Annotated in this window: 15 protein-coding genes; 9 read left to right on the plus strand and 6 right to left on the minus strand. The window is 71.9% G+C overall.

Translation table 11 applies throughout. The features are described 5' to 3' along the window. The first annotated feature begins 1 nt into the window (after position 1). Complete coding sequence (locus tag FBZ83_RS11330) at positions 2-1,087, plus strand: COX15/CtaA family protein (RefSeq protein WP_145682596.1); 1,086 nt, start codon at positions 2-4, stop codon at positions 1,085-1,087. 168 nt (positions 1,088-1,255) lie between these two features. Here FBZ83_RS11330 and FBZ83_RS11335 read toward each other — a convergent pair whose 3' ends face one another. The 3 genes from FBZ83_RS11335 to FBZ83_RS11345 form a co-directional block, all read right to left on the minus strand. Continuing rightward, positions 1,256-2,476 carry a polyhydroxyalkanoate depolymerase gene (locus tag FBZ83_RS11335; RefSeq protein WP_145682598.1) on the minus strand — a complete coding sequence of 407 codons (1,221 nt, stop codon included), beginning with the start codon at positions 2,474-2,476 and terminating at the stop codon, positions 1,256-1,258. A 306-nt stretch (positions 2,477-2,782) separates the two neighbouring features. Next, complete coding sequence (locus FBZ83_RS11340) at positions 2,783-3,595, minus strand: endonuclease/exonuclease/phosphatase family protein (RefSeq protein ID WP_051658011.1); 813 nt, start codon at positions 3,593-3,595, stop codon at positions 2,783-2,785. Further along, positions 3,592-5,952, minus strand: a complete 2,361-nt coding sequence (locus tag FBZ83_RS11345) for a VTT domain-containing protein (RefSeq protein WP_145682600.1) — start codon at positions 5,950-5,952, stop codon at positions 3,592-3,594. Before FBZ83_RS11345 ends, FBZ83_RS11340 begins: the two co-directional genes overlap by 4 nt. A 270-nt stretch (positions 5,953-6,222) precedes the next feature. On the opposite strand from FBZ83_RS11345, the gene FBZ83_RS11350 reads away from it, so the two are divergent. From FBZ83_RS11350 to FBZ83_RS11365, 4 genes are all read left to right on the plus strand, one after another. After that, entirely contained in the window at positions 6,223-6,930 is a 708-nt protein-coding gene (locus FBZ83_RS11350) for an ABC transporter permease subunit (protein ID WP_145682603.1), read from the plus strand. Next, entirely contained in the window at positions 6,930-7,724 is a 795-nt protein-coding gene (locus tag FBZ83_RS11355) for an ABC transporter permease subunit (RefSeq protein ID WP_145682611.1), read from the plus strand. Before FBZ83_RS11350 ends, FBZ83_RS11355 begins: the two co-directional genes overlap by 1 nt. Then, positions 7,721-9,427: an oligopeptide/dipeptide ABC transporter ATP-binding protein gene (locus FBZ83_RS11360; RefSeq protein ID WP_145682613.1), complete on the plus strand. Its 1,707-nt coding sequence runs from the start codon at positions 7,721-7,723 to the stop codon at positions 9,425-9,427. The genes FBZ83_RS11355 and FBZ83_RS11360 overlap by 4 nt, the downstream gene beginning before the upstream one ends. Before the next feature lie 186 nt (positions 9,428-9,613). Further along, positions 9,614-11,914, plus strand: coding sequence for a mechanosensitive ion channel domain-containing protein (locus FBZ83_RS11365; RefSeq protein ID WP_247888265.1), 2,301 nt, complete (start codon positions 9,614-9,616; stop codon positions 11,912-11,914). A 64-nt stretch (positions 11,915-11,978) separates the two neighbouring features. Here FBZ83_RS11365 and FBZ83_RS11370 read toward each other — a convergent pair whose 3' ends face one another. After that, positions 11,979-14,504 carry an ABC transporter permease gene (locus tag FBZ83_RS11370; protein WP_145682617.1) on the minus strand — a complete coding sequence of 842 codons (2,526 nt, stop codon included), beginning with the start codon at positions 14,502-14,504 and terminating at the stop codon, positions 11,979-11,981. Between the two features lie 154 nt (positions 14,505-14,658). After that, positions 14,659-15,393 (minus strand): ABC transporter ATP-binding protein, encoded by a 735-nt coding sequence (locus tag FBZ83_RS11375; protein ID WP_145682619.1) that lies wholly within the window; start codon positions 15,391-15,393, stop codon positions 14,659-14,661. 145 nt (positions 15,394-15,538) lie between these two features. Between FBZ83_RS11375 and FBZ83_RS11380 the strand changes: the two genes are divergently transcribed. From FBZ83_RS11380 to thpR, 4 genes are read left to right on the plus strand one after another with little or no spacing between them, the layout of a single operon-like run. Then, complete coding sequence (locus FBZ83_RS11380; RefSeq protein WP_247888266.1) at positions 15,539-16,147, plus strand: arylesterase; 609 nt, start codon at positions 15,539-15,541, stop codon at positions 16,145-16,147. A gap of 5 nt (positions 16,148-16,152) precedes the next feature. Next, positions 16,153-17,328, plus strand: coding sequence for an FIST signal transduction protein (locus FBZ83_RS11385; RefSeq protein ID WP_145682621.1), 1,176 nt, complete (start codon positions 16,153-16,155; stop codon positions 17,326-17,328). 13 nt (positions 17,329-17,341) lie between these two features. After that, positions 17,342-18,385, plus strand: a complete 1,044-nt coding sequence (locus FBZ83_RS11390) for an NADP(H)-dependent aldo-keto reductase (RefSeq protein ID WP_145682623.1) — start codon at positions 17,342-17,344, stop codon at positions 18,383-18,385. Between the two features lie 16 nt (positions 18,386-18,401). Beyond that, on the plus strand, positions 18,402-18,938 hold the full coding sequence (gene thpR / locus FBZ83_RS11395) for an RNA 2',3'-cyclic phosphodiesterase (protein WP_145682625.1): 537 nt from the start codon (positions 18,402-18,404) through the stop codon (positions 18,936-18,938). A gap of 15 nt (positions 18,939-18,953) precedes the next feature. Here the strand turns inward: thpR and FBZ83_RS11400 are convergent, their stop codons facing one another. Beyond that, positions 18,954-20,204 carry a UbiH/UbiF/VisC/COQ6 family ubiquinone biosynthesis hydroxylase gene (locus FBZ83_RS11400; protein WP_145682627.1) on the minus strand — a complete coding sequence of 417 codons (1,251 nt, stop codon included), beginning with the start codon at positions 20,202-20,204 and terminating at the stop codon, positions 18,954-18,956. Positions 20,205-20,243: the final 39 nt, after the last annotated feature.

Genomic DNA, 20,243 nt, shown 5'->3' on the forward strand with positions numbered 1-20,243 from the left:
CGTGACCGACATCACCGCCCCCGCCCTCGCCGGGAAAGACGTCCGCGACCCCGCCTCCACCCGTCCCATCGCCTATTGGCTTCTCGTCTGCTGTGGGATGGTCTTCGCCATGGCGGTGATCGGCGCCATCACGCGCCTGACCGAATCCGGCCTGTCGATGGTGGAGTGGAAGCCGCTGATCGGCATCCTGCCGCCCTTGTCGGAAGCGGAATGGAACCGCGTCTTCGGCCTCTACCAGACCACGCCGGAGTTCCGCATCTACAACTCGGCGATGGATCTGGCGGCCTTCAAACAGATCTTCTGGTGGGAGTGGTTCCACCGCTTCTGGGGCCAGCTGATCGGCTTCGTCTTCCTGATCCCCTTCCTGCGCTTCTGGGTCAACGGGCGGATTCCCGCCGCCCTGTGGCCGAAACTGGCCGGGCTGTTCCTGCTCGGCGGGCTCCAGGGGGTGATCGGCTGGTACATGGTCAAGAGCGGGCTGGTCGACCGGCCCGATGTCAGCCACTACCGGCTGGCGCTGCATCTCGGCACGGCGATCCTGATCTACGGGCTACTGCTGCGCACCGCGCTGGGGATTCTCGACCCGCTGCCGCTGGCCGGCTGGGCGACCGAGTCGGGCCGGCTGCGCAAACACGCGCGCTGGGCCCTGGGGCTGACCGGCGTCACCATCGTCTGGGGCGCCTTCGTCGCCGGGACGGACGCCGGGCTGGCCTACAACACCTTTCCGCTGATGGCTGGCCACGTCATCCCGCCGGAGGTCGCCAACCTGACGCCCTGGTGGATCAACCTTTTCGAGAACACAGCGGCCATCCAGTTGACGCACCGGGCGCTGGCGCTGCTGACCGGGCTGGTGGTCTTGGGGCTCGCCCTGCGGGTGTGGGTGGCCCGCCTGCCGGGCCGCGCCGGGCGGGTGGCGCTGCTGACCGCGGCGATGGTGCTGGTGCAAATCGGGCTGGGCATCGCCACGCTGCTGAGCTTTGTGTGGATCCCGCTGGGCGCCGCCCATCAGGCGGGTGCGATCCTGCTGGTGTCCGGGCTAGTCTGGCTGCTCCACGAGCTGCGCCCGGTGCGCGTTCCGAAGCGCTGACGCCGTCCGATTCCCTCTCCCGCCCCGGGAGAGGGTGGCGCTAAAGGCGCCGGGTGAGGGTCGTCCAAGGATCAAGAACCGATCCTTGCCGGCACCCTCACCCTTCCCACGCCTTTGCCGCGGGCCCCTTCCCTCTCCCGGGACGGGAGAGGGGTTTTTCCACTCATCTCAGTCGTGCTTGCGGATGAACTCCCGCACCGCCGGCATGATGCTCTCGCGCCAGCGGCGGCCGTTGAAAATGCCGTAGTGGCCGACGCCCTTCTGGAAATGGCGGGCGCGCATGTCGTCCGGCAGCGAGGCGCAGAGCCGGTGCGCCGACTCGGTCTGGCCGGGGGCTGAGATGTCGTCCAGCTCGCCCTCCACCGTCATCATGGCGGTTCGGCGGATCGCCGCCGGTTCCACCTTGCGCCCGCGCGACTCCATGGTGCCGTTGGCGAGCGAATGCTTCTGGAACACCGTCTCGATGGTCTGCAGGTAGAACTCCGCCGACAGGTCCATGACCGACAGGTATTCGTCGTAGAAGCGGCGGTGCTGCTCCGCGGAGTCGCCATCGCCGCGGACGAGGTGGCGGAACAGGCCGACATGCTCCCCGATGTGGCGGTCCAGATTCATCGACATGAAGCCGGAGAGCTGGATGAAGCCCGGATAGACCTGACGGAAGCCGCCCGGATAATAGGCCGGGACGGTGGTGATGACGTTGCGCTCGAACCAGGACAGCGGGCGGGTCGCCGCCAGCTTCACCGGCGCGGTCGGGTTGGCCATCGGGTCGATGGGGCCGCCCATCAGCGTCATGGAGCGCGGCTGCACCGCCTCGTCCCCCGCCGCCATCAGCGACACCGCGGCGAGCACCGGAACCGCCGGCTGGCACACCGCGATGACGTGGGTCTGCGGCCCGAGGACGCGGATCAGCTCCGCCACCGTGTCGATGTAGTCGTCCAGGTCGAACCGCCCGCGCGCCAGCGGCACCAGCCGGGCGTCGATCCAGTCGGTGACGAAGACGTCGTGGTCGGCCAGCAGCGCCGCCACCGTGCCGCGCAGCAGCGTCGCGTGGTGGCCCGACATCGGGGCGACCAGCAGGACGCGCGGCTGCGCCGGGGTGCCCTCCGGCTTGGCGAAGTGCAGCAGGTTGCAGAAGGGCTTGCGGTGGGCGATGCGCTCGGTGACCGCCACCGTCTCGCCGTTCACCACCGTGGTCGTCAGGCCGAAGTCCGGCTTGGGGAAGCGGCGGGTGGTGCGCTCCAGCAGTTCCGCGCCAGCGGCCATGGCGCGGCCGACGCGGGTGTAGGACACCGGGCTGAACGGGTTCTGGAAGGTGTGCTGGGTCGCTTCGGCCAGGAGGCGCATCGGGCGCAGAGCGGCGTGCTGCAGATCGTAGAGATGGTAGAGCAACAGGTCCTCGCTTCGGCGGTTGGTCCCACGCCCGGTCGGCTGGGTGTCGTCATTGATCGGCCGTCATTGGTCGTATGACCAACCGATAGATTGGTCAGTCCTTATCCGGAAGGTCAATAGCCGACACCCGTTCTCGGGCAAAAAACTTACATGGGAAACAGTCAGCCACACGAAACAGACCGCGCAATGCTGCACTGCAAAGGCGGCAAGGCAGAAGGATCAAGCCCAAAGAAAAAGGCGCGCCCGCGGAACCGCGCACGCACCTTGCAGCCATCAGGACCCAGCATACCCGAGCGGGAATATCGGTTATGGCACCGCCACGGTGGCGCGCACCGGCAGATGGTCGGACGCGCGGCGCGTCAGCACCGTGCGCACCACCTCGTAAGACGGGATGGTCAGCCCGTTGTTCACGTAGATACGGTCGAGCCGCAGCGTGGGCATCCGCGCGTGGAAGCTGCGCGGGCTGGCCCAGTCGGGAAAGGCCTCGGCCAGCTTGCGCAGCCGGGGGGAGTTCGGCGCCCATTCGTTGAGGTCGCCCATGAACAGGGTCGGCAGGGCCGGCTGTTCCTCCAGCCGGTCGACGATGGCGCCGACCTGCCGCGCCCGCTCCCACGGGTCGAGCCCGAGATGGGCGACGATGATGCGCACCGGGCGCCCCTCCACCTCGACGATCACGTCGATGCCGCCGCGCGGCTCCCGCCGCCCGACGCTGAGGTCGATGGGCTCGCATTTCAGGACCGGCAGCCGGGTCAGGATGGCGTTGCCGTAATGGGCGTGGGCGTTGTGCTTGGTCGGGCCGGCGTGGGCCTTCAGGCCGGTGGCGCGCTCCAGGAAGGCGAACTGGTCCAGCCCGGATTCGCCGCGGTGGTGCCAGCCGACCTCCTGAAGCCCGACCAGATCGACGTCCAGCTCCTTGATGACTTCGGCGATGCGGTCCGGCGCGAAGCGCGCGTCCAGCCCGACGCAGCTGTGGATGTTCCAGGTCGCCACGCGCAGCGGCGCCATGCCCTCCGGCACCGGGCCGCTGCGGCTGTCGACGCGGCGCTTCGGGCGGCGGACGCGGGCGGCGCGCAGAGCGGAGGCGATCCGCTGCACACGCTCTCGGCTGAATCGGATCACCGCTCTTGGTCTCCCCTCGCTGTCTCTCCGGTGGCTGGCCGTCTCGCCGCCAGGGCCCGCACCAGCCGGTTGCCGGCCCAGCCGAGCCCCAGCGCCGTCACCGCCGCCAGACCCAGAAGAACCATGTCGGTGGGCGTCGGTTCCGTCAACACACGCTCAAGCTGGTGCCCGAGCAGGTTGAAGACAAGGATTCCCGGCGCCATTCCCAGGATCGTCCCGAACAGATAGTCGGCAAACCGGATGCGGGACGCCCCGGCGACGAGGTTCACCACGGTGAAGGGGGCCACCGGCACCACCCGCAGCGCCGCCATGGCCAGCACGCCACGCTCGCCGAACGCCGCGCTCGCCCGCTGCACCACAGCGCCGCCGTAGCGCTCGATGGGGCGCCGGCCGGTGAACCGTCCCACCCAGAACAGCGCCGCGGCGGAGGCCAGCACCCCGGCCAGCGCGGTCGGGAAGCCCACCCACGGCCCCAGCGCGATGGCCGTCGCCGCGATCAGCAGCAGCACCGGAAACAGCACGAAGCCCCCGGCGACGTAGAGCAGGATCAGCCACAGCGGCCCGAAGGCCGACTCGCGCAGGCGCTCGAACCCCTCCAGCACGGCGTCCAGCGTCGCCCAGTCGCGCAGCGGCGTGTGGTTCCACAGCCCCCACACCCCGCCCACCACCGCCAGGATGATGCCCAGCGCCAGCCAGTGGTGGCGCCGCGGGATGCGCGACGGCAGGACGCGCCACACGATTTCCGCCGCGCTGACCGGGCGTTCCGGATCGAAGAGCATGGAATCGGCGACGGCGGTGGCCAGCAGGCCGGGGTCGGCGTCCTCCAGCAACTCCAGCGTCCGCCCGCCGGGCCGGCTCAGCGCCTCCACCGTGCGGATGAGCGAGCCGGTGCGGCGCAGCTCCGCCGCCACGCTGTCCGGCGTCACCCCGAGATGCTCGGCGAGCAGGTCGTCGCGCACCCCGGCGATGGCCAGCCGGGCCTCGCGCCCTTCCACCCTCCCCTGGGGCGCCTCCAGCGCCAGATCGCATTCGGTGTCCAGCCCCATCGACCGGTTGTTCAGGTTGGCCGAGCCGATGCGCAGGAGCCGGTCGTCCACCACCATCACCTTGGCGTGGATGGTGATGCCGACGCTGCCGGTTTTGGCGCTCTCGGTCTTGGCGATGTAGAAGCGGAAGCGCCCGTTGCGGTCGGCCTCGCGCAGCTCCTTCACCAGCCGGGCGCGGGCGCCGAGCATCACGGTGTTCTCCAGCCAGCTCGACGTGCGGGCGGAGTTGACGACGACGACCTCCGGCCCGTCCGGCTCGGCCAGCCGCGCCTTCAGCGCCTCGGCCACGGCGACCGAGGCGAAATACTGGCTCTCCATGTAGATGAAGCGCTCGGCCGCGGCGATGGCGGCGGTGTAGAGCGCCTCGACCTCCCGCACCTCGGCGCGCCCGTTGTAGCCGGGCTCGGTGCGGGCGATGCCGACGGGCATGCCCTTGAGCAGCGGGACGAGCTGTTGCGGCCAGGGGTCGGGGCTGTCCGGCCCGGCCCGGCGCGCCTTCAGCCGCAGCCGCCGGGGGCGCTTGCCGTCGGAAGGGCCGCCACCGCCGCCAAGCACGTCCATGGCCGGCGGCGACAGCACACAACCGGTGGCACGGCGCCAGCGCTCGCGGAACAGGTCGCCCAGCGCGCGGGCGGCGTCGCCGTCCACCGCCATCATCAGGTCGTGGAAGGGCTCGTAGGGGGAGCCGTCCGGCTGGCGGCGCAGCGGCTCGTCGGCGCGGTGGGCGCGGGTGTCCCAGCGGTTGGCGGTGATGTCCAGCCCGCCGCAGAAGGCCAGCCGGTCGTCGATCACCAGCATCTTCTGATGGTGGCAGGCCCCGGCGGGATGGTCGCCGTCCAGCCGGTACTGGAGCCGCGAATGGCTGAGCCAGCCGCGCAGGAACAGCGGCTGCGACCAGCGGGCCAGGTCGAACAGCTCCGCGAAGTCCCACTTCAGAACATGGATGGTCAGGTCCGGGCGGGTCGCGGCCAGCCAGTTCAGCAGGTTGCCGAGCTTGTCGGGGCGGCGCGGGTGGCGCGCCTGCGGGGTCAGCCGGATGCGGGCGTCGAAGTCCCAGGCGGTCAGGTAGATGCTGCGCCGCGCCTGCCGCATCGCCGCCTTGGCGAGCGCGAAGTAGTCCTCCCCATCGACGATGACGCCGACCCGCTCGGCCCGCTCCACCCGCCAGCAGGTGCGGCCCGGCACCAGCAGCGGGTCCGCGGCCATCATGGGAGACGCCGGAAGCGGCGTTGCGGGGAGGAAGGGCTGGGCGACGGACGGCTGGTCGGGCATGGGACGCGGCTGGACCGGGGTTCCTGCAGGGATCGGCATCGGGGGTTCACATATGGTGCGTCCGGGACGGGCTGCGACCGGCCAGGAAGGCGAATGCCCGAACAACACCGCAGCCGCCCAACCCTCCCCGCCCCCCGCCGAGAGGCGAAATTCCATTGCCCGACCGGCCGGGACCTGGGTACCGTCAGGAGGAATCCATTCGTGCCCGTCCCTGCTCCCGTCCTTGCCCCGTGACCCGCTTGTTGTGAGCCGCTTGTCCGTCCCTCCACACAATCCGCCCGTCACGGCCGCCCGCTCCCGGCGGGACCGATGCTGAGCCTCGTCCTGCGTCGGGTGCTGGCCGCGGTGCCAGCCCTGCTGGGCCTCGCGCTCGCCGCCGGCGTGGTGGCCGCGCTGGCCGGACCGGGCTGGGCCCCCGCGCTCGGCGCCGCGCTGGCCGCCCTGCCGGCGACGCTGGCGCTGATCCTGCCGGCGCTGGCCCTGGGAACCGGGCTCGGCGCCCTGCTCGGTGTGCTGGGTGGGTCGGGCGCCATTTTGGGCGGGGTGGGTCCGGCCATGCCGGGCTTTCTGCTGGCCGCGGTCTTCGCCGTCACATCCGCGACGGCGCCCGTCCTGCTGGGCGTCGCCGCCGTGGCTCTGCCCGCCACCGCCCAGGCCGCGGTGCTCGCCGGCCGGGCGCGGGCCGGGGCGGAGGACACGGTTCTGCTGGCGGCGCGCGGACGCGGGGTGGACGGTTCCGCCCTGCTGTGGCGGCTCAGCCTGCCGCTGGGGCTGTCGGCGGCGGTGGGCGGCCTGCGCAGCGCCGTGGCGGGAACGGTGACCGCGGCCGTGGCGGTGGAAAGCCTGTTCGGGACCGGCTTTTCCGGCGCCGGGCGGCTGTTCGTCGAGGCGGCGCGGGCCGGGGATGCCAGCATGGCCGTCGCGGCGCTCGCCGGGCTGTGCGGCCTCGCCGTGCTGCTGAACGCGCTGTGCGGCGCGCTGCACGGCTGGATCGACCCGCGCGCCCGGATGGCCTGATGCACGGACCCGCCGGCACCGACTCTCATTGGCGCGACGGTCCCTGGCAGAAGGCCGGGCAGCGGCTGACCGCGCACCGGCCCGCCGCCGCGGGGCTGACCGTCCTCGCGGCGCTGATGCTGGCGGTCGCCGCCGGCCTCGTCGCCGGGGGCGGCCCGGTGGGGGCGGCGCTGGCCGCCGGGCACCAGAGCCTGACCTTCGCACTGTTCGCCGGGCTGGGCGGGGCCGCCCTCGGCCTGCTCTGGGCCGCCACGGCGGTGGCCCTGGGCGAGCGGGCGGAGCGGGCGATGATGACGCCCGCCACCGCGCTGACCGGCCTGCCCCTGGCGCTGGCGCTGCCGCTGGCCGGCGGGTTGCTGGGTCCGGAGCGCGGGCTGGCGCCGATGGCCGTGGTGACCGCCCTGATCGCCGCCCCGGCGGTGGCCGTCGTCGCGCGGGACGAGCTGCGCGCCCTGCTGCGGCGGGAGTTCCTGAGCGCCGCCCAGGCCGCCGGGATTGCCAACGGGCGCCGGCTGCGCCGCCACATCCTGCCCAACGCCGTCCTGCCGCTCGCCGCCGCGGCCTGGACCGCCCTTCCCCGCGCCCTGATGGCGGAAAGCCTCGCCAGCCTGCTCGGCCTCGGCCTGCCGGAGGGAGTGACCGGCTGGGGAACCGCCATCGGCGCGGCGGCGCGGGCGGGCGACGCCGTGGCGCTGGCCGGTCCGGCGCTGCTGCTGGCGCTGACCCTGTGGGCGCTGCACGGGGTGGGCGACGGGATGCGGCTGGCCTTCTCCACGACCGGGGGGCACCGGTGAGCGGATCGGAAGAGCGCACGCCGCTGCGGGTGGAGGGGCTGTCCCTGCTGACCAGCCGCGACATCCTGCTCGACCGGCTGAGCTTCGCCGTCGAGCCCGGCGAGGTGCTCGCCCTGTCGGGCGACGCCGGGGCGGGCAAGACGCTGCTCCTGCGCGCGCTGGCCAGCCTCGCGCCCAAGGGCATCACGGTGCTGGGCGACATCCACATCCGGGGGCGGCGCATCCTGGTCACCCAGGACGGCGCCCTGGACCCGCTTCGCCCGCTGGGCGCCCAGTTCACCGAGCTGTTGGCCCACCAATCCGGGATGGACGAGCGTACCGCCCTGCGCCGCGCCGCCGAGGCGCTGGAGCGTTTCCAGGTGCCCGCCGCCGCGCGCCGGCTGGCGCTCCACCCCCACGAGCTGGGCGAGGCGATGCGCTGGCGGGCCGCGCTGGCGCTGGCCATGGCGGCGGAGCCGGCGCTGCTGCTCGCCGACGCCCCCGCCGCCGCGCTCGACCCCACCCAGCGCGTCCGCCTGCTGAGCGACCTCGCCGCCTGGACGCGCGAGGCCGGAACAGCGCTGCTGCTGGCCGGACGCCCGCAACCCGATCCAATCCAGGCCGACCCGGTCCACTCCGGTCTGGCCGACCGCCGGCTGATCCTGGCCCAAGGGCGCCTGGAAGCACCGGAGGAGGAGCCCACCCCCGCCCCGCCCCCGGTGGAGCCGGCGCCCTCCGGCCCGCCCATCCTGTCGGTGCGCGACCTGCGCGTCGCTTTTCCGCTGGGGCGGAGCTGGCGCGGCGAGGAGCGCTGGCTGACCGTGGTCGACGGCCTGTCCATCGAACTGGCCGAGGGCGAGACGCTGGCCCTGCTCGGCGAGACGGGCAGCGGCAAGTCGGTGCTGGCCCGCGCCATCCTGCGGCTGGTGCCGCCGGTCGGCGGTCAGGTGTCCTGGCTGGGGACCGACCTCGCCGCCGCCCCGCCGGAGGCGATGCGCCGGGCGCGGCGGGACCTGCAAATCCTCTTCCCCGATCCGCTGGCCGCCCTCGACCCGCTGATGACCATCGGCGCGCAGCTCGCCGAGACGCTGGAGTCGCTGCGGCCCACCCGATCCCCAGCCGACCGCGCCGCGCGGATGGCCGAGGCGCTGGAGGAGGTCGGGTTGCCCACGGCGGTCCTCGACCTCCATCCCGGGTCGCTCCGTCCGGCGGAGGCGGCGCGCGCCGGGCTGGCCCGCGCCCTGCTGCCGGAGCCGCGCCTGCTGGTCTGCGACGAGCCGGCCGCGACGCTCGACGGGGCGGAGCGGGCGGACTTCCTGGCCCTGCTGCAAGCGATCCGCCGCCGCCGCCGGCTCGCCCTGCTCTACGCCACCCAGGACGCGGCGGAGGGCCTGCGGATGGCGCGGCGGGGGCTGGTGCTCCTGCTCGGCCGGATCGTCGAGTCGGCGGACAGCGCGGTTCTGGCGGCGGGGGCGCGCCACCCCTACAGCCGCGCGCTGGTCGCGGCGGCCGGCTTGGTCCGCCCGGCGCTGCACGGCGATCCGCCCTCCCCCCTGCGCCCGCCGACCGGCTGCGCCCTGCGGCTGCGCTGCCCGCTGGCCCATGACGGTTGCGCCCAGGTCCCGCCGTCTCTCGACCCCGTGGCGCCGGGCCACCGAGTCGCCTGCCACGTCGCTCAGGACGAGGCCCAGGACGGCGCCCAGTCTGGCGGAAAAGCGCCCTAGGCCCCGTTCCGGAGCCCGCCGGCGCCTTGGGCACGGCCGCAATTCCGTCCCAAAAAGGTCTGAAACTGCGCGGGTTGGCAAGGAGGCGGGCACGGGATAACGTCCCCGGCCTTCACTGACGCATTGCCGAAATCACGAAAAAGGACAGGGATGCTTCGCGCACGCACCCGGTGGACGGCCCCCTGCATGGGCGCACTCGCCGTCCTTCTGCTGCTCCTCGCCGGCCTCGCCGCGCCGGCGCTGGCCGCCGGCCCCGTTCCGGGCGCCGCCATGCCGGCCCCGGCCGCCGCGGCCCCCGCCGAGCCCGCCGCCTCGCCCGATCCGACGCCCGAGCAGATGCAGGCGATGATCACGACGCTGGAGGACCCGGCGGCCCGCGCCCGGCTGGTCGAGCAGTTGAAGGCTCTGGTCGCCGCGCAGAAGGGGCTGGAACAGGCCAAGGCCGAGGAGGCACCGGCTGCCAGCACCCTGCCCGAGACCATCGGCGCCAGCGCCCTGTCCTTCCTGGCCGAGCGCATGGACGTGCTGAGCCGCCAGCTCGTCCAGGTCGGCAACGTGTTCAAGGAACTGCCCGGCGCCATCGACTGGGCGAACCGCCAGATGGTCGACCCGTCGGCCCGCGACCGCTGGGTGCAGATCGCCATCCAGCTGACGATGATCCTGACCGCCGGCCTGGCGATCCAGCGCTTCGTCGGCTGGCTGCTCGCCCGCCCGCGCAACGCGCTCGCCGCCCGCCGGGGCAGCACGGTGCTGGTGCGCTTCCCGCTGCTGCTTGGCCGCGCGCTGCTGGAGCTGGCGCCCATCGCCGCCTTCATCGTCGTCGCCTACGCCATCCTGTCGGTCAGCGAGCCGGGGCCGCGCGTCCGGCTGGTCGCGCTGGCCGTCATCAACGCCACCGTCATTCTGCAGATCCTGCTGGTCGCCGCCCGCATCCTGATCGCGCCCTTCGCGCCCTCCCTGCGCATGGTGCGGGTGGGCGACGCCAACGCGCAGCGCCTCTACCGCTGGGTCCGCCGGCTGGCCGCGGTCGGCGTCTACGGCTATTTCCTGGCCGAGGGCGCCTATGTGCTGGGCCTGCCGCTCGGCGCCTACGGCGCGCTGCTGAAGCTGCTGGGGCTGGCGATCGCCGGCATGCTGATCGCGCTGATCCTGCAGAACCGCCGCATCGTCGCCGACTGGATGCACGGCAACCCGCTGTCCGGCGACGGCGACCCGGCGGCCACCGCCGAGCGCGAGTCGGAGGGCCAGGGCGCCGTCCTGCGCTCCGCCCGCCGCCGCTTCGCCGACGTCTGGCACGTCCTGGCGATCATCTATGTCGTGGTCACCTTCGGCGTCTGGGTGCTGAACGTCTATGGCGGCTTCGAGTATCTGGCCCGCGCCACCGGCATCACCATCCTGGTCGCGGTGATCGCCCGGCTGCTGGTCAACGGCATCAACCGCGGCCTGCGCCGCGGCCTGCGCATGGTGCCGGAGAGCCAGGGCGCCCTGCCGCCGCTGAAGGACCGCGCCTCCCTCTACCTGCCCTTCCTGCACCGGGCGGTGAAGACGGTGATCTGGGTCGGCGCTGCGATGATGATCCTCTACGGCTGGGGCTTCGACACGCTGGCCTGGACGGACACCCGGCTCGGCCAGCGCATCCTGCGCAGCACGGTGACCATCGGCCTCCTGTTCATCGGCTCCGTCATCGCCTGGGAGGTGGTGAGCGCGATGATCGAGCGCTTCCTCGCCTCCACCGACCGCAACGGCACGCGGATCGAGCGCAGCGCGCGGGTGCGCACCCTGCTGCCGCTGCTGCGCAACGCCTTCCTGATCCTCCTGGTCACCATGGTCTCGCTGATCACCCTGTCGGAGCTGGGCGTCAACATCGCGCCGCTGCTGGCCGGCGCCGGTGTGGTCGGTCTGGCCGTCGGCTTCGGGTCGCAGACGCTGGTCAAGGACATCATCACCGGCCTGTTCATCCTGTTCGAGGACAGCATCTCGATCGGCGACGTGGTGGATGTGGGCGGCGGCCATTCCGGCTCGGTGGAGGCCATCTCCATCCGCTCCATCCGGCTGCGCGACGGCTCGGGCGCCATCCACACGGTGCCCTTCAACTCGGTCAGCACCGTCAAGAACATGTCGAAGGACTTTTCCTACGCCCTGTTCGAGGTGCGGGTCGCCTACCGCGAGGACCCCGACCGCGTGATCGAGCTGCTGAAGGACATCGGCGCCAGCCTGCAGTCCGACACCCAGTTCGCGCCCGACATCATGGGGCCGCTGGAGGTGATGGGCCTGGACAAGTTCCAGCCCGACTCGACCCAGCTCATCACCGCGCGCTTCAAGACCCGCCCGACCAAGCAGTGGGGCGTGTCGCGCGAGTTCAACCGCCGCATGAAGAAGCGTTTCGACGAGTTGGGGGTCGAGGTGCCGACCGGCTCCATGCAGCTCATCGTCGGCGGGAACCACCCCGACCGCGCCCTGGCCGAGGCGCTCAGCCAGGGTTCGTGACGCACGCGATGCCGGCGGTCACTCCAGTGACCGCCGGTGTCCTCGCCGGTGTCCGCCGCCGGTGTCAGTCGTTGCGCAGCAGCGGGGCGGAGGGCTGGCCGAGCGCCCGCCACGTCCCGAGGAAGCCGAAGGCCAGCGTGATCGCGGTGCTCAGCAGCGCCGTGGTCAGCACCGCCGACGGCAGGAACGTCCAGTCCCAGCGCATCAGGAAAGTCATCACCGCCCAGGCGGTGATCGTGCCGATGATCCCGGCGATGGCCGCGGTCAGGATGCCGAGCAGCCCATATTCCAGCAGGAACGCCTTCAGCACGTCGGCCCGCGTGGCGCCCAGCACCTTCAGCACCACCGCGTCGTAGACCCGGCGGCGGTGCCCGGCGGCGACCGCGCCGGCCAGCACCAGCGTGCCGGCGGCCAGCGTGATCCCGGCGGTGACGCGCACCGCCGTGCCGATGTGGCCCAGCATGGTGCCCACCGTGTCCAGCGCGTCCTTCACCCGCACCAGCGTGACGTTGGGGAAGCGCTGCAGGACCGAGCGCTGGACCTCCGGCTCCGCCTGCGGCGTGCTGCGGATGGTGGCGATCCAGGTCTGCGGCGCCCGCTCCAGCGTGCCCGGCGCGAAGACCAGGGCGAAGTTGATGGCCAGCGTCGAGAAGTCGGCGGCGCGCACGTTGCCGACCGTCGCCTCGATGGTGCGGCCCAGGACGTTGATCCCCATGGTGGCGCCGGGACCGATGCCGAAGGCGCTCGCCACGTTCTGGTGGATGGAGATCAGCGGCTTCCCCTTGTAGTCCTCCGGCCACCAGGAGCCGGCGACGATCTCCGAATGCTCGGGCAGCTTGGCGGAATAGGTGATGCCGCGGTCCCCGGACAGCACCCAGGACTGCTCGGGGTTGACCAGCGCCTTTTCCGCCGGTTGGCCGTTCACCGTCTCGATCCGCCCGCGCAAGCTGGGCACCGCCTCGAACCCGCTGGTGCCGGGAAGGGCGAAGAGCGTCTGTTTCAGCGGCTCGAACTGGTCGGGCTGGATGTCCACGAAGAAGAAGCTGGGCGCGTCCTTCGGGATCGTCTCGTTGACCCGGCGGGAGAAGTTGCCCTCGATCAGCGCGATGGCGACCAGCACCGTCAGGCCGAGGCCGAGCGACAGCACCACCGCCCCGGTCGGGTTGCCCGGCCGGTGCAGGTTGGCGAGCGCCAGCCGCAGCCCCGGACGGCGCGGCCGCCCCGCCGCCGCGGCCCCGCGCACCACCAGCCACGCCGCCACGCGGAAAGCGATGAAGGTGGCGATGGAACCGCCGACGAACCAGGCGGCGAACATTTTGTTGTGGGCGGTGGCGACGGCCAGCCCGGCCAGAGCCGCGACGGTCAGCGCCATCGCCGCCAGATAGACCGCGCGCGGGCGGCCCCCGGCGGGGGCGACCACGTCGCGGAACTGCGCCGCCGCCGGCACCTCCCGCGCGCGGCCGAGCGGCCACAGCGAGAAGGTCAGCGCGGTCAGCAGGCCGTAGAGCGCGGCCAGAGCCAGGGCGCCCGGGTAGACGCCGATCCGGGTGGGCACCGGCAGCACCTGATCGAGCAGCGACCCCAGCCCCAGCGGCGCCACCGCGCCGAGCAGCAGCCCCAGCAGGATGCCCAGCCCGGACAGGGCGAGGATTTGCAGCAGATAGACCTGGAAGACCAGATCGCCCGGCGCGCCCAGGCATTTCAGCGTGGCGATGGTGCGGGCGCGTGAGTCGAGATGGCTGCGCACCGCGTTGCCCACGCCGACCCCGCCAACCAGCAGGGCGGTCAGCCCGACCAGCGTCAGGAACAGCGTCATGCGGTCGATGAAGCGCTCGATCTGCGGGGAGGCGTTGGTGAAGTCGCGGACCCGCCAGCCGGCGTCGGGGAAGCGCGCCGTCAGCGCCGACTGCCACGCCGCCACGTCGGTGCCCGGCGGCAGGGCCAGCTTGGCGGTCCAATAGACGATGCTGCCGGGCTGGAGCAGGCCGGTGCCCTCCAGCGACGGCAGACCGATCATCACCCGCGGGCCCAGCGAGAAGGCCCCGTTGGACGCGCGGTCCGGCTCGCGTGTCAGCACGCCGCGCACGGCGAATTCGCCCTCGCCCAGCCGCAGCGTGTCGCCGGTCTTCAGCCCCAGCCGGTCGAGCAGCCCGTCCTCGACCAGCGCCCCCCAGCGCCCGTCGCGGTTGGCCAGGGCCGTGTGCAGGTCACCCTCCGGCGCCAGCGCCACGGAGCCGTAGAGCGGGTAGACGTCGTCCACCGCCTTCAGCTCGACCAGCGTGGAGCGTTCGTCGTCGGCGGAGCGGGCCATGGCGCGCATGTCCACCGACTGCGACAGGCGCCCGGCCTGTTCCAGCCAGGCGCGCTGCTCGTCGGTCGGCGGCGCGTAGATCTGGCGCAGCGCGACGTCGCCGCCCAGGATCGCCCGTCCGTCCGCCTGCAGGCCCGACAGCACGCCGCCGGACACGGAGTTGACCGCGGCGATGGCCGCGACGCCGAGCGTCAGGCAGGCGAGGAAGATGCGGAACCCCTTCAGCCCCCCGCGCAGCTCGCGGCGGGCCAGACGGAATGCGAGGGCGAGGTTGGTCATGGGGCTGTCCGGCGTGGGGTGGTGGTGGGGAGTGGTCTTGTCGGGCCCCCACCCAACCCTCCCCCGCTTCGCAGGGGAGGGCTTTAATCTCCTCCCCCTGCGAAAGCGGGGGGAGGTTGGGAGGGGGGCGCGGCGCGACCACCCCCCGGACATCTCAGTCCCCCGCCACGCGCTCGCGTTCGGCGCGGGCGGCGAGGCCGTCGTCGACGATGCGCCCATCCATCAGGCGCACGGTCCGGTCGCAGCGGTCGGCCAGGGAGGGGTCGTGGGTGATCAGCACCAGCGTCGTGCCGCGCCGCTCGGCAAGGTCGAACAGCAGCTCCACGATGGTGGCGCCGGTGCCGATGTCGAGGTTGCCGGTCGGCTCGTCGGCCAGCAGCAGCGACGGCTCGGCGACGAAGGCGCGGGCCAGGGCGACGCGCTGCTGCTCGCCGCCGGAGAGCTGGCCCGGATAGTGGCTCAGCCGGTGGGCCAGCCCGACCGCCTCCAGCCCGGAGCGCGCGCGGTCGAAGGCGTCGGCGGCCCCGGCGAATTCCAGGGGGATGGCGACGTTCTCCAGCGCGGTCATCGTCGGCACGAGGTGGAAAGCCTGGAAGACGATCCCCACATGGTCGCGGCGGAAGCGCGCAAGCCCGTCCTCGTCCAGCCGGCCCAGATCCTGTCCGGCCACGCGCACGGTCCCGCCCGTGGGGCGTTCCAGACCGGCCATGACCATCATCATGGTCGATTTGCCGGAGCCCGACGGGCCGACCACGCCGACCCGTTCACCGGGCTGGATGCGGAGATTCAAGCCTCTCAGGATGTTGACGGGTCCGGCCGCGCTGTCCAATCTCAGATGCACCTCGTCGAGTTCGACGATGGTGGACTCAACGGAATCGGGTCGGGACATTGGCATGCGTCTCTGGAACGGGCGGGGGAACGGGCGGGAAAACCTCACGCCATATGGCATGGTGCGCCGCCATTTCAACACGGCCCTCCTTCGGTCGGGGCTGGCCGCTCTCGCCGTCGTTGCGGCAATCGGCGTGGGAATTGGCATGACCGCGCCCGCGTCCGCCCAGACGGGTGCGGGGAAAGGGCCCTACACCCTGCTGGCGCTCGGCGACAGCCTGACCGCCGGCTACGGCCTTCCCGAGGCGCAGGCCTTCACCGTGCAGTTGCAGGCCGCGCTGCGGGCGAAGGGCTACGACGTGACCGTCGTCAACGCCGGCGTGTCGGGCGACACCACGGCCGGCGGCCTGTCGCGGCTCGACTGGGCGCTGGCCGACAAGCCGGACGCCGTGCTGGTGGAGCTGGGGGCGAACGACATGCTGCGCGGGCTCGCCCCCGCCGCGGCGCGCGCCAACCTTGACGCCATCCTGAAGCGGCTGACCGGCGAGAAGCTGCCCGTGCTGCTGGCCGGGATGTACGCATCGCCCAGCCTGGGCCGCGCGTACGGGGACCGCTTCAACGCCATCTACCCGGATCTGGCGAAGGCGTACGACGTACAGCTCTACCCGTTCTTCCTGGACGGCGTGGCGGCCGACGCCGCGCTGAACCAGCCCGACGGCATCCATCCCAACGCGGCCGGCGTGAAGGTGATCGTGGAGCGCATCACGCCCCACGTCGCCCGCCTTCTGGACGGCATCGCCAAAAGCGGAGACTGACACCCATGGCGACCCTGGCCGGCGACAGCGCCACCACCGAGACCCACTTCAAGGCCGCATCGGCCACCGGCACCGAATGGGGCGCCGTCGTCAAGTCGTGCCTGGACGAACTCGGCGCGGTGGAGGGCTGCAACCTCGGCTTCCTCTACATCACCGACGCGCTGGCCGAGCACGCGACGAGCATGGTCACCCTGCTGCGCGGCGTCACCGGCATCCGCGACTGGGTGGGCACGGTCGGCATCGGCGTCTGCGCCAACGACGAGGAAATCTTCGACAAGCCGGGCATCGCCGTGATGGTGGCCCGCCTGCCGCCGGAGGGGTTCCGTCTGTTCCCGGTGGTGTCGGGCGACATGGAGCCGTTGCGCCGCATGGCCGGCGGCTGGCTGGACAAGCACGGCGCCATGCTGGCGCTCGCCCACGCCGACCCGCGCCACCAGGATCTGGCCGGGCTGGTCGTTTCGTTGGCGGAATCGACCGGGGCTTTCCTGGTCGGCGGCCTGTCGGCCTCGCGGTCGGAGTTCCCGCAATTCACCATCCCCGGCAACACCGCCACGATGGTCGGCGGGCCGGTGGCCGACGGCGGCGTGTCGGGCGTGCTGTTCGCGCCGCAGGTGCCGGTCGCCACCGGCCTCAGCCAGGGCTGCACGCCCATCGGCCCGGTGCGCACCATCACCGCGGCGGAGGACAACGTCGTCCTGGAGATCGACGGGCGCCCGGCGCTGGAGGTCTTCAAGGAGGACATCGGCGAACTGCTGGCCCGCGACCTCAAGCGGGTGTCCGGCTACATCTTCGCCGGCCTGCCGATCGCCGGCAGCGATACGGCGGATTATCTGGTGCGCGACCTGATCGCCATCGACCCGCGCGCCGGCTGGATCGCCGTCGCTCATCATGTGCAGAGCGGCCAGCCCATCCTGTTCACCCGCCGCGACCAGCAGAGCGCCGAGTCCGACATGCGGCGCATGCTGGCCAATCTGAAGAAGCGCGTGAAGACCACCCCGAAGGGCGCCCTCTACGTCAGCTGCATCGCCCGCGGCCCCAGCCTGTTCGGCGAGGGCAGCCAGGAACTGGCGCTGATCCGCGAAACCTTCGGCGACATCCCGCTGGCCGGTTTCTTCGCCAGCGGCGAGATCTCCAACGCCCGCCTGTACGGATACACGGGCGTGCTCACCCTGTTCCTTTAAGGACCACAACCAAATGCAATACCGTCCGCTCGGCCGCACCGGCCTGTCGGTCAGCGCCATCGGCCTGGGCACCATGACCTGGGGCCGCCAGAACAGCGAGGCCGAAGGCCACGCCCAGATGGACTACGCGCTCGGCGAGGGCGTCAATTTCTGGGACACGGCGGAGATGTACGCCATCCCCCCGACCGCCGACACGTACGGACGTACGGAAGAGGTGATCGGCACCTGGTTCAAGGCGAACGGCAAGCGCGACCAGGTGATCCTGGCGAGCAAAGTCGTCGGCGCCACCGACGGCGGCTTCGCCTGGGTGCGCAACGGCGAGGCGAAGCTCGACCGCGCCAACATCTTCGCGGCGGTCGAGGCCAGCCTGCGCCGGCTCCAGACCGACTACATCGACCTCTACCAGCTCCACTGGCCCGACCGGTCGACCAACCGTTTCGGCGCGCGCAACTACGTCCATCGGCCGGAGAAGGACGGCACGCCCATCGAGGAGACTCTGGCGGCGCTCGACGAGCTGGTGAAATCCGGCAAGGTCCGCCACATCGGCGTCTCGAACGAGTCGCCCTGGGGGGTGATGCAGTTCCTCAAGCTGGCGGAGGACAAGGGCCTGCCGCGCGTCGCCTCGATCCAGAACGCCTACAGCTTGCTGAACCGGACCTTCGAGCAGGGTCTGGCCGAGGTGTCTCTGCGCGAGGATGTCGGGCTTCTGGCTTACTCGCCGCTGGCCGCCGGCACGCTGACCGGCAAGTATCTGGACGGCGCCGTTCCCGCCGGCACCCGCCGCGCGCTGGATCACCGCAAGTCGCGCTACGCCACCGTCAACGCCGACGCGGCGACCCGCGCATATCTGGACGTCGCCCGGCGCCACGGCCTGTCGCCGACCCAGATGGCCATCGCCTTCACCCTGCAGCAGCCCTTCGTGGCGTCCTCGCTGATCGGCGCGACGACCATGGAGGACCTGAAGTCCAACATCGCGGCGGTGGACGTCACGCTGTCGGACGAGGTGATGAAGGACATCGAGGCGGTCAACGCCCGCTATCCCGACCCCTGCCCGTAACCATTCCGGAACGCCAATGATCCGTCTCTTCGTCGCCCTCGATTTTCCGGAGGAGGTGCGCCGGCGTCTGGCGGGGCTGGGCGGCGGCGTGCCCGGCGCCCGCTGGACCGACGCGGACAACCTGCACCTGACGCTCCGCTTCATCGGGGAGGTGCCGGAGGATCAGGCGGCGGAGATCGACGAGTCGCTGGCGCAGATCGCGGCGCCGGCCTTCGATCTGGTCCTGGACGGCGTGGGCGTGTACGGCAGCGGCCGCAACGCCCGCGTCCTCTGGGCCGGGGTGGAGCGCAGCGACGCCTTGTCGCACCTCCAGTCCAAGGTCGAGTCGGCGCTGGTCCGCTGCGGCCTGCCGGCGGAGGAGCGCAAATTCTCGCCCCACGTCACGCTCGCCCGGCTGAAGGACGCGCCGAAGGATCGGATCGGGCGCTTCGTCGAGGAGCGCGGGATGTTCCGCGCCGGTCCGATCCGGGTGGATCACTTCACGCTCTACCGCAGCCACCTGGGCAAGGGGGCCGCGGTGTACGAGGCGCTGTCGGAGTACGGGCTGGGATGACGGGCGGGCGGCGCCTTACAGCGGCACGCCCTTGATCATCCGCGGCAGTTCGCCGACCACGCCCATCGCGTGCTTCATGAAGAAGCGCTTCAGCGGCGGCAGGCGGTTGACGACGGCCATGCCGACGTCGCGGGCCAGCTTGATCGGCGGGATGTTGTTGGAGAACAGGTGGACCAGACCGTCGCAGACCACGGCCAGCAGCACCGTGTCGAAGCGGCGCCAGCGCTGGAAGCGCGCCAGCACCTCCGGCGAACCGACGTCCAGCCCCAGCCGGTGGGCGTCCACGATCACCTCGGCCAGAGCGGCCACGTCGCGCAGGCCCAGGTTCAGCCCCTGCCCGGCGATGGGGTGGATGGCGTGGGCCGCCTCGCCGATCAGGGCGACGCGCTCCGCGATGAAGCGCTCGGCCAGCAGGACCGACAGCGGCCAGGCGTCGCGCCGGGTCACCAGTTCGATGTCGCCCAGATAGCCGCCCGAACGCCGGGTCAACTCGTCGATGAACTGGTCCTCGGGCAGCTTCAGATACATGTCGACCAGCGACCGCTTCTCGCTCCACACGATGGAGGAACGGTTCTCGGTCATCGGCAGCACGGCGAAGGGGCCGTTGGGCAGGAAATGCTCCACCGCCACGCCGTTGTGCGGCTCCGAATGGCGGATCGTACAAATGATCGCGGTCTGGTCGTAGGCCCAGGTGCGCAGCTTGATCCCGGCGCTCTCCCGCGCCAGCGAGCGGCGCCCGTCGGCCCCGACCACCAGCCGCGCCTTGACCACCCGCCCGTCGGCCAGCGTCACCGTGGCGCCGGCGCGGCTGCGCTCGATCGACACGGCCTGGGCGGGGGCGAGATGATGCAGGCCGGGCAGTTCCCTGGCGCGGGCGAACAAAGCGCGGCGCATGTCCTTGTTGTCGAGAATCCAGCCGAAGGGCTGGTTCTTGCCGTCCCAGGTCAGCTCCGTGTGGTCGTAATGGACGAACAGGGGCGAGAACTGGTCGGCCACCCGGATGTCCAGGATCGGGCCGGCGTAGGGCTCCATGTGCTTCCACACGCCCGCCCCCTCCAGCACCTTCATCGAGGCGTAGGCGACCGCCGTGGTGCGGATGTCGAAATCGTCCCCCGCCTGCCGGTCCGGGCTGTCGCGGTCGATGCAGACCACCGGAACGCCCGCGGTGGCCAGGGCCGCCGCCATGCTGAGTCCGGCCAGTCCGCCGCCCAACACGACGACGTCGGTCGTGATCTCCTGCGCTGCGGTGGTGCCCGATTCGGTCATGATGGCGCTGCCCTTCGATCAGTGTAGACGGGTACGAAC

It is taken from the genome of Azospirillum brasilense (assembly GCF_007827815.1).
Lineage (GTDB): Bacteria > Pseudomonadota > Alphaproteobacteria > Azospirillales > Azospirillaceae > Azospirillum > Azospirillum brasilense_C.